Below are 8,528 nucleotides of genomic sequence, written 5' to 3' on the forward strand. Positions count from 1 at the left end.
GTGTATTGAAAGCGCAACCGGCTCGTGTACGGTGGTACGCATTCCACACGATCCGGAGAGCACCTTGAAAGAGATCACTCAATTGGCCGCCGAGCTGGGCCGACGTCTGCAAGTGCTCAATGCCCACGTCACCACGGCCGAATCCTGCACCGGCGGCGGCATCGCCGAAGCCATCACACGGATACCGGGCAGCTCGGCGTGGTTCGAGGCCGGCTATGTGACCTACTCCAATCGCCAGAAAACCCGGCAACTGAATGTGCCGGCCGAGTTGTTCGAAACGGTGGGTGCGGTCAGTCGTGAAGTGGTTGAGGCCATGGTGTGCGGCGCCCAGGACAAAAGCCTGGCGCGGTTCGCCGTGGCCGTCAGCGGTGTGGCCGGCCCCGACGGTGGTACACCGAACAAGCCTGTGGGCACGGTGTGGCTGGCGTGGGGCGTCGGCGACGCGGTTTGCTGCGAGGTTCAGCACTTTGCCGGTAACCGCGATGAAGTCCGCCGACAAACGGTGAAGGCCGCGCTAGAGGGGCTCCTGCGACTAGCGGCAAGAGAAATCGAAAATCAGGGGTAGGCGATCCACGAACGCTGTGGAATAATACTGGCTACTTATACAGGTGTTGGCCGTCAGGCCTTATTGATTACGTGAGGACTTTAATGGACGACAACAAGAAGAAAGCCTTGGCTGCGGCCCTGGGTCAGATCGAACGTCAATTCGGCAAGGGTGCCGTAATGCGTATGGGCGATCAGGACCGTCAGGCGATCCCATCCATCTCCACTGGCTCTCTGGGTCTGGACATTGCACTCGGCATTGGCGGCCTGCCAAAAGGCCGTATCGTTGAAATCTACGGTCCTGAATCTTCCGGTAAAACCACACTGACGCTGTCCGTGATCGCCCAGGCTCAAAAAGCCGGCGCGACCTGCGCATTCGTCGACGCCGAACACGCACTCGACCCTGAGTACGCCGGCAAACTGGGCGTCAATGTCGACGACCTGCTGGTTTCCCAGCCGGACACCGGCGAACAGGCCCTGGAAATCACCGACATGCTGGTGCGCTCCAACGCTGTTGACGTGATCATCGTCGACTCCGTGGCGGCATTGGTGCCTAAGGCTGAAATCGAAGGCGAAATGGGCGACATGCACGTCGGCCTGCAAGCCCGTTTGATGTCGCAGGCGCTGCGTAAAATCACCGGTAACATCAAGAACGCCAACTGCCTGGTCATCTTCATCAACCAGATCCGTATGAAGATCGGCGTGATGTTTGGTAGCCCGGAAACCACCACCGGTGGTAATGCGTTGAAGTTCTACGCATCGGTCCGTCTCGACATCCGCCGTACTGGTGCAGTGAAAGAAGGCGACGAAGTGGTGGGTAGCGAAACCCGCGTCAAGGTTGTGAAGAACAAGGTGGCTTCGCCGTTCCGTCAGGCCGAGTTCCAGATTCTTTACGGCAAGGGCATCTACCTCAATGGCGAGATGATCGACCTGGGTGTGCTGCACGGTTTCGTCGAAAAGTCTGGCGCCTGGTATGCCTATGAAGGCACCAAGATCGGTCAGGGCAAGGCCAACTCGGCCAAGTTCCTCGCGGACAATCCTGAAATCGCCACCAAGCTCGAGAAACAACTGCGTGACAAGCTGCTGGCCCCCGTAGCAGACGTCAAGGCTTCGCTGGCCAAGGACAAGGTTGACGATATGGCCGAGGCCGATGTCGACGTTTGAAGCCTTTGAATGACACTTGTACTCGATACCCTCGTCGCGGTGCGGCGAACCGCCATGGACCTGCTCGCACGTCGTGAGCACGGTCGAGTCGAGCTGACGCGTAAACTGCGTCAGCGCGGCGCTCCGGCGGAGATGATCGAAACAGCCCTGGACCGTTTGACGGAAGAAGGGCTGCTTTCGGAGTCTCGTTACCTTGAAAGCTTTGTTTCCTACCGCGCCCGTTCCGGTTATGGCCCTCTGCGAATCCGTGAGGAACTGAGCCAGCGCGGTTTGCAACGTGCCGATATCGAACTCGCCTTACGCGAAAGTGGTATCAGTTGGCAGGAACAACTTCGGGACACGTGGCAGCGAAAGTTCTCCGGGCATCTGCCGATTGATGCCAAAGAGCGGGCCAAACAAGGTCGGTTCCTGGCGTATCGGGGCTTCTCGATGGAGATGATCAACCGCTTGTTCAGCGGCAGAGGGATGGACGATTAAAACGGTTAAATAAAAACGGCCCGCTATGAAAATAGCGGGCCGTTTTTTTTTCCTTCAAATTACCTTCGAAGGCTCTCGGTTGCGTTGCGCGGTTTGTGGTTTGGAATGGGCCCAGTTTTCCGGCAAGTTGATGTAGTCCACCAGCTCCCTTAAGCGTCCGTGATTGCGGGCATTGAAGGCGAATGCCAATCGCGTCAGGTGGCTGAACTGTGCCTCGTCGTGTTCCTCACCATTGTAAGTGTGTTGATGGAACTGGTCGCTCAAACACAAATCGGCAAAGGCTTCCTGCAGATGCGCCAGTGCCTGATCGCTGAGCTTGTGGTTCATGCGGATCACGAATTGGCGCTTGAGCCAGCGGCTGGAGTGGAAGTTGCTGTAAAACTGGTTGATCTCTTCTACTGCCTCCTCGACGGAGTAGACGAGCCGCATCAGTTTCATGTCGGTCGACAGGATGTAGTGGTTGTCCGCCAGTTGCTGGTGGATGAAATCCATCGCACCCTGCCAGAAGGTGCCCCCTGGTGCATCCAGCAGTATCACCGGTACCAGTGGGCTTTTACCGGTCTGAATCAGCGTCAGCACTTCCAGTGCTTCATCCAGCGTGCCGAAGCCGCCAGGGCAAAGCACCAGTGCATCGGCTTCCTTGACGAAGAAAAGCTTTCGGGTGAAGAAGAAGTGGAAGGGCAACAGATTGCCGGTGCCGCCCACGGTGGGATTGGCATGCTGCTCGAAGGGCAGGTTGATGTTGAAGCCCAGGCTGTGATCGCGACCTGCCCCCTCATGCGCGGCGGCCATGATGCCGCCACCTGCCCCGGTGATGACCATCATTTCCGAGCGCACCAGCGCTGCACCGAGTTCCCGGGCCATGGCGTACAGGGGATGCTCGACCGGCGTGCGCGCCGAGCCGAAGACGGTGACTTTACGTCGGCCCTTGAATTGCTCCAGCACCCGAAACGCCTCCTCCAGCTCGCGCAGGGCTTGCAGGGTGATCTTGGCATTCCATCGATTGTGATCTTCCTGAGCCATACGCAGCACGGTCAGGATCATGTCGCGATAGATAGGGATATTGGGGCTATTGGGTGAAACGCGGTTGAGTTGTTCTTCGACCTTGATGACGAGGTCAGGGCCGCTTTCCTGAAAATGACGGCTTAAGAGGTCATTCGGTTGGTAAGGCATTCAACGTCTCCTTCTGCACAGAGCTTGTGGCCCTGACGAGCGGCGTCAGTGCCGCGCTGCAAAAACACACAGTCGGCAGTTCCTTTTCTGCCGTTAACAAGTGATCGGGAATACTCTGAATCTAGACCCTTGTGCGCGATTGCGCCGACTCGATCATTGCGCCGCACGTCCAGACTGGCAATCGCTGATTGATTTTTACGCGATGACAGCACCGCTCGTCCGAACGTGCGCCGAGCGGCAAACCCTCTGATTAACTGATTTACAGGCACCGTACGACAACGTTGCGTCAACGACAGTACGCAAGGTGCGCGCTATTGAAGGATTTGCGGTTGGCAAGGAGGCGGGACATATGCCCAGAGTGATTCTGGAAATCGATACGCAGCTGTATCGGATGTTGAAAGCATCGGCCGAGACCCATCAAGTCAGTCTCGAAGATGAATGTTGCCGGCGGTTGGCGGGAGGAGAGCGCCGTTCACACTATTTACAGGCCTTGCTGGCTGAGCTACGCGCCGAGGATGAACAGCGGCGCGCCAATTCGCGATGATTACTTCTTTTTCGCCGGTGCGGCTTTCGGGCAATCCGATTCCTGGTAACTGGCGGAGCCGATCGCTTTGTTGGTTTTCACTTCGGTGAAGTCGTAACGCATGATCGCGCCCTTGGCCATCAGCTTGCGGTACGACGGGTTGTTGCAAACCGAGGCGCCCAGCTGGAAATATACGGCTTTGGGATCAGCGCGCATTTTCTCGGCGTGGCTCTTTTGCACGCTCAGGTGGTTGATCAACTGCGTGCCTTCAACGGTGTAGCCCTGATCAAGAATGTCTTCATTGATGGCCCGTGGCGTACCGACGCTGCTTTGAGCGGCGACGTTGCGCAGCTCTCTGTTCAGATTCTGCTCACTCAAGGACGCCGCCTGAGCGGTGAAGGACGACGCCAGCACAATGGCAGCGGTGGGAACGATAAGGCGCAGCATGAAACTCTCCTGATTCGGTGACTGGTGGTTCGACCAGCCACGGGGCTGTGCGTTCAGTGGCGGCGAATTATAGGGGAGCCGGTCTGGACGGTACAGGCTTGTGCCCGCCGCTCTGGTAAACTGCCGGCCTTTATTGCCCTGCCGAGTGTTGTTCGTGTCGAGTTTCCCTGTCTGCCGGTCGTCCCCGCGATGAATCATGCCCCCAACGCTGTAGCCCGCCTGCGCGATGAGCGCGAGGACGCGGGCATCAAGCCGATTCAGGCGCGAGGTTTTCGCTCCGAGCGGTGCCGCGACTGCCGGGTGATCATCAGTCATTGCCTGTGCGCCTGGCGGCCAAGCGTCGAAACCCGTTCCGGTGTCTGCCTGATCATGACCGGCAAGGAAGTGTTCAAACCGAGCAACACCGGTTGGCTGATAGCTGATGTGGTCAGCGATAACCATGCGTTCATCTGGTCGCGCACCGAGCCGGACCCGCAGATGTTGGCGCTGCTCAACGATCCGCAATGGCAGCCGTATCTGGTGTTTCCCGGCGAATACGTCGAGCCATCGCGAGTGACCAATACCGTCGCGGCTGATGGCAGCAAGCGGCCGCTGTTCATTTTGCTCGACGCAACCTGGACCGAGGCGCGGAAAATCTTTCGCAAGAGTCCGTACTTCGATCGCCTGCCGATTCTCAGTCTGTTGCCCGACAAACTCTCGCGCTACCGCTTGCGCCGCTCAACCCGAAGCGAGCACCTGTGCACCGCCGAAGTGGCGGCGTTGTGCCTTGAGCTGGCCGGCGATACGGACGCCGCTTCGGCGCTGGACGCCTATTTCGATGTGTTCAGCCAGCATTACCTCGGTGCCAAACAGCAATTGGACGTGAACGAATCAACCCCGGCCCACGCCGAGCTGCAACCCTTTATACGAAAGCCGCAAGCAGCGTTGGCCCAATAGTGGCCCATACTGTACAGCGCGCTGGCCGTGCTGCTTGACCGCCCAGTCTTCGCTGGGCATGCTTGGCGCCGATTAGGGTGCGGCCAAGGTTTGAAACGCCGTGTTTGCAAGTGATTGGCGTTGAACGTGCCCCTGTGGATACCGCTACAAAGCGGCATCTTGAGTTGCTTTGGCCAGACCCGAATGCACCGGGCCGGCCATCAAAAACAGGATCATTTGAAAAATGGCCACATACGACATCCTGATTGCCGATGATCACCCCCTCTTTCGTAGCGCACTGCATCAAGCGATTACGCTGGGCCTTGGCCCGGATGTGCGCCTGGTGGAAGTGGCGAGCATCGCCGAACTGGAAACGCGTCTGACTGAAAAGTCTGACTGGGATCTGGTCCTGCTGGACCTGAACATGCCCGGCGCTTTCGGATTTTCCGGGTTGGTGATGTTGCGCGGCCAATACCCGCAGATTCCGGTGGTGATGGTTTCGGCGCAGGAAGAAGCATCTGTGATGGTTAAGTCCCGCGAGTTTGGCGCCAGTGGCTTTATTCCCAAGTCCAGTGGCCTGAGCGTGATTCAGGAGGCCGTGCGCAAAGTGCTCGATGGCGACGTGTTCTGGCCACCGCAAGCGTTCGAGGCGGTCAGCGTTTCGGCTGAGGCCAAGGCCGCCAGCGATGGCCTTGCCAGCCTGACGCCGCAGCAATTTCGCGTATTGACGATGGTCTGCGAAGGGTTGCTGAACAAGCAGATTGCCTACGAGCTGAGCGTGTCGGAAGCGACCATCAAGGCCCACGTCACGGCAATCTTTCGCAAGTTGAATGTGCGCACTCGCACGCAGGCTGCTTTGCTTCTGCAACAACTTGAGTCAATTGCGAGCCAATAATGACTGGCGTCTTCACGCTTTTTTGACTGTCGTTGATCTAGCTTTCCCACTCCTTTTTGGTTGGTTTCTACTTTATGTCACCTTTCAAGGGCCAGACTGGCCTGAAACGCATCCTCAACGCTTCCGGTTACTCGCTCGATGGCCTGCGCGCGGCCTTCACGGGCGAAGCGGCGTTCCGTCAATTGGTGCTGCTCAATGTGGTGCTGATTCCGTTGACGTTCTTCCTCAATGTCAGCCGGGTTGAGCGGGCGCTATTGATCGCTGTGTGCCTGTTGGCGCTGATCGTCGAGTTGCTGAACTCGGCAGTGGAAGCGGCCATCGACCGCATCTCGCTGGAATTGCACCCACTGTCCAAGAACGCCAAGGACATGGGCAGCGCGGCGCAATTCGTTGCGCTGAGCATGATCGCCCTGGTGTGGGCCGTGATTCTGCTTTAAGCGATGGTTGGCAAGACGATCTCGTCGCTGCGCTGCACCCCGGCGGTGAAAGCGCGGCACAGTTCGAGAAACTCGCGCATGGCCGACGTCTGGTATTTCTGTTTGTGCCAGATGAAGTAGAACTGTCGCGCCAGATCCAGATCTGGCGTTTCCACCGCCACCAGACTGCCGCGGCGGAAGGCATCGCGTAGCGCCAGTCGCGAGATGCAGCCAATCCCCAATCCTGATTCCACTGCACGTTTGATCGCTTCGGTGTGCTCCAGCTCCAGCCGGATGTTCAACGCACTGCGATGGTGACGCATGGCCTGATCGAAGGTCAGGCGCGTGCCGGAGCCTTGTTCACGCAGAATCCATGCCTCATGGGTCAACTCTTCCATGGTCGCGCTGCCGCGTTTGGCCAGCGGATGCTGCGGGGCGCAGAACACCACCAGCTCATCCTCGACCCAGCTCTGCACTTCGATGTCCGGGTGGTTGCAATCACCTTCGATTAGACCCAGATCAATTTCGTAGTGGGCCACCTGGTGCACGATATTGGCTGTGTTCTGTACATGCAGCTTTACCTGGCTTTCCGGGTGGCGCTGCATGAAGCCGCCGATCAGCAGGGTCGCCAGATAATTGCCGATGGTCAGCGTCGCGCCGACGGAGAGCGAGCCGAAACCGGATTTGCCGTTGAGCAGGTCTTCGATTTCCTTGGCCTGATCGAGCAGCGCCACTGCTTGTGGCAACAGCTGTTTGCCGAGGGCATTGAGGCTCAGCCGTTTGCCGGCACGGTCGAACAGCTGGCAGCTGGACTGGCGCTCAAGCTCGGTAATAGAGGTGCTGGCCGCCGATTGCGAGAGGTTAAGCAGACCCGCAGCACGGGATACGCTTTCCTGCTGGGCGACGGCGACGAAGACTTGCAGTTGACGGAGAGTAAATCGCATATCGATATAACCGATAACCCTTATCTTAATAATCCAGTTAACAGATATTGTCGGCGCTATTAGAATGCGATGCAATTGCGCACCATCGGCATTTATCCAGCCTAGAGCAAGCGCAGAGCCAATATCCAGGAGTCAAACGTACATGAGCAACATGAACCACGAGCGTGTCCTCAGTGTTCATCACTGGAACGATACCCTGTTCAGCTTCAAGTGCACCCGCGATCCGGGCCTGCGCTTCGAGAACGGGCAGTTCGTGATGATCGGCCTGCAACAGCCAAACGGCCGCCCGCTTATGCGCGCTTACTCGATTGCCAGCCCGAACTGGGAAGAGCATCTGGAGTTCTTCAGCATCAAGGTGCCAGATGGCCCGCTGACCTCGCAGTTGCAGCACCTGAAGGAAGGCGACGAGATCATCATCAGCAAAAAGCCTACGGGCACGCTGGTACTGGACGATCTGAAACCTGGCAAACACCTTTACCTGCTCAGCACCGGTACTGGTCTGGCACCGTTCATGAGCGTGATTCAGGATCCGGAAACCTACGAGCGTTTCGAAAAAGTCATCCTGTGCCACGGCGTGCGCTACGTGAACGAAGTCGCTTACCGCGAATTCATCACCGAGCACCTGCCGCAGAACGAATTCTTCGGTGAAGCGCTGCGCGACAAGCTGATTTACTACCCGACCGTCACTCGCGAGCCGTTCGAGAACGAAGGTCGTCTGACCGACCTGATGCGCAGCGGCAAACTGTTCAGCGACATCGGCCTGCCACCGATCAACCCGCAGGACGACCGCGCCATGTTGTGCGGTAGCCCAAGCATGCTCGACGAGACCAGCGAAGTACTCAACAGCTTCGGCCTGACCGTGTCGCCGCGTATGCGCGAGCCGGGCGACTACCTGATCGAGCGTGCGTTCGTCGAGAAGTAAGCACCGCAAAACCCGTGGGAGATTCTATGGTTCATGCCTAGCCCCTAAACCGCTTTAGGGGAGTATTCGCTCTGGTTTTTCAACAGAGCAAATACCACCCGGGCAAGCT

General features: G+C 58.0%; 11 protein-coding genes. 8 read left to right on the forward strand and 3 right to left on the reverse strand.

Annotated elements, in window-relative coordinates:
• Positions 1-64: 64 nt before the first annotated feature.
• From ACIOWA_RS22070 to recX, 3 genes are all read left to right on the forward strand, one after another.
• Positions 65-565 carry a CinA family protein gene (locus ACIOWA_RS22070; protein WP_401161937.1) on the forward strand — a complete coding sequence of 167 codons (501 nt, stop codon included), beginning with the start codon at positions 65-67 and terminating at the stop codon, positions 563-565.
• 83 nt (positions 566-648) lie between these two features.
• The gene (gene recA / locus ACIOWA_RS22075) at positions 649-1,707 is read left to right on the forward strand and encodes a recombinase RecA (RefSeq protein WP_339430596.1); all 1,059 of its coding nucleotides are present in this window, start codon (positions 649-651) and stop codon (positions 1,705-1,707) included.
• 9 nt (positions 1,708-1,716) lie between these two features.
• The gene (gene recX / locus ACIOWA_RS22080; RefSeq protein ID WP_339430597.1) at positions 1,717-2,184 is read left to right on the forward strand and encodes a recombination regulator RecX; all 468 of its coding nucleotides are present in this window, start codon (positions 1,717-1,719) and stop codon (positions 2,182-2,184) included.
• Positions 2,185-2,238: 54 nt separating this feature from the next.
• On the opposite strand, the gene ACIOWA_RS22085 is transcribed toward recX, so the two are convergent.
• Positions 2,239-3,357, reverse strand: coding sequence for a TIGR00730 family Rossman fold protein (locus ACIOWA_RS22085; protein ID WP_401161934.1), 1,119 nt, complete (start codon positions 3,355-3,357; stop codon positions 2,239-2,241).
• Positions 3,358-3,706: 349 nt separating this feature from the next.
• On the opposite strand from ACIOWA_RS22085, the gene ACIOWA_RS22090 reads away from it, so the two are divergent.
• Entirely contained in the window at positions 3,707-3,901 is a 195-nt protein-coding gene (locus ACIOWA_RS22090; RefSeq protein WP_339430599.1) for a hypothetical protein, read from the forward strand.
• Here the strand turns inward: ACIOWA_RS22090 and ACIOWA_RS22095 are convergent, their stop codons facing one another.
• Positions 3,902-4,327 carry a PA3611 family quorum-sensing-regulated virulence factor gene (locus ACIOWA_RS22095; RefSeq protein WP_221732506.1) on the reverse strand — a complete coding sequence of 142 codons (426 nt, stop codon included), beginning with the start codon at positions 4,325-4,327 and terminating at the stop codon, positions 3,902-3,904. It abuts the gene before it with no gap.
• A 189-nt stretch (positions 4,328-4,516) separates the two neighbouring features.
• On the opposite strand from ACIOWA_RS22095, the gene ACIOWA_RS22100 reads away from it, so the two are divergent.
• The 3 genes from ACIOWA_RS22100 to ACIOWA_RS22110 all read left to right on the forward strand — a co-directional run bounded on the left by ACIOWA_RS22100 (position 4,517) and on the right by ACIOWA_RS22110 (position 6,574).
• Positions 4,517-5,263, forward strand: coding sequence for a tRNA-uridine aminocarboxypropyltransferase (locus tag ACIOWA_RS22100; RefSeq protein ID WP_339430600.1), 747 nt, complete (start codon positions 4,517-4,519; stop codon positions 5,261-5,263).
• 223 nt (positions 5,264-5,486) lie between these two features.
• Positions 5,487-6,137 carry a response regulator transcription factor ErdR gene (erdR, locus tag ACIOWA_RS22105; RefSeq protein ID WP_339430601.1) on the forward strand — a complete coding sequence of 217 codons (651 nt, stop codon included), beginning with the start codon at positions 5,487-5,489 and terminating at the stop codon, positions 6,135-6,137.
• A gap of 74 nt (positions 6,138-6,211) precedes the next feature.
• Entirely contained in the window at positions 6,212-6,574 is a 363-nt protein-coding gene (locus ACIOWA_RS22110) for a diacylglycerol kinase (RefSeq protein WP_236190235.1), read from the forward strand.
• Here ACIOWA_RS22110 and ACIOWA_RS22115 read toward each other — a convergent pair.
• A complete protein-coding gene (locus tag ACIOWA_RS22115; protein ID WP_221732510.1) occupies positions 6,571-7,497 on the reverse strand; it encodes a LysR family transcriptional regulator in 927 nt (308 codons plus the stop codon). The two genes, ACIOWA_RS22110 and ACIOWA_RS22115, sit on opposite strands and share 4 nt — an antisense overlap.
• A 142-nt stretch (positions 7,498-7,639) precedes the next feature.
• Between ACIOWA_RS22115 and fpr the strand changes: the two genes are divergently transcribed.
• Entirely contained in the window at positions 7,640-8,419 is a 780-nt protein-coding gene (gene fpr / locus ACIOWA_RS22120; protein WP_002554680.1) for a ferredoxin-NADP reductase, read from the forward strand.
• Positions 8,420-8,528 lie beyond the last annotated feature (109 nt).

Source organism: Pseudomonas sp. NPDC087614 (assembly GCF_044743485.1).
Classification (GTDB): Bacteria; Pseudomonadota; Gammaproteobacteria; order Pseudomonadales; family Pseudomonadaceae; genus Aquipseudomonas; species Aquipseudomonas baetica_A.

Excerpts from the sequence above, each read along its gene's own strand:
- recA (WP_339430596.1), top strand. The coding sequence starts at position 649 with ATGGACGACAACAAGAAGAAAGCCTTGGCTGCGGCCCTGGGTCAGATC.
- recX (WP_339430597.1), top strand. The coding sequence starts at position 1,717 with ATGACACTTGTACTCGATACCCTCGTCGCGGTGCGGCGAACCGCCATG.
- ACIOWA_RS22085 (WP_401161934.1), bottom strand. The coding sequence starts at position 3,357 with ATGCCTTACCAACCGAATGACCTCTTAAGCCGTCATTTTCAGGAAAGC.
- ACIOWA_RS22090 (WP_339430599.1), top strand. The coding sequence starts at position 3,707 with ATGCCCAGAGTGATTCTGGAAATCGATACGCAGCTGTATCGGATGTTG.
- ACIOWA_RS22095 (WP_221732506.1), bottom strand. The coding sequence starts at position 4,327 with ATGCTGCGCCTTATCGTTCCCACCGCTGCCATTGTGCTGGCGTCGTCC.
- ACIOWA_RS22100 (WP_339430600.1), top strand. The coding sequence starts at position 4,517 with ATGAATCATGCCCCCAACGCTGTAGCCCGCCTGCGCGATGAGCGCGAG.
- erdR (WP_339430601.1), top strand. The coding sequence starts at position 5,487 with ATGGCCACATACGACATCCTGATTGCCGATGATCACCCCCTCTTTCGT.
- ACIOWA_RS22110 (WP_236190235.1), top strand. The coding sequence starts at position 6,212 with ATGTCACCTTTCAAGGGCCAGACTGGCCTGAAACGCATCCTCAACGCT.
- ACIOWA_RS22115 (WP_221732510.1), bottom strand. The coding sequence starts at position 7,497 with ATGCGATTTACTCTCCGTCAACTGCAAGTCTTCGTCGCCGTCGCCCAG.
- fpr (WP_002554680.1), top strand. The coding sequence starts at position 7,640 with ATGAGCAACATGAACCACGAGCGTGTCCTCAGTGTTCATCACTGGAAC.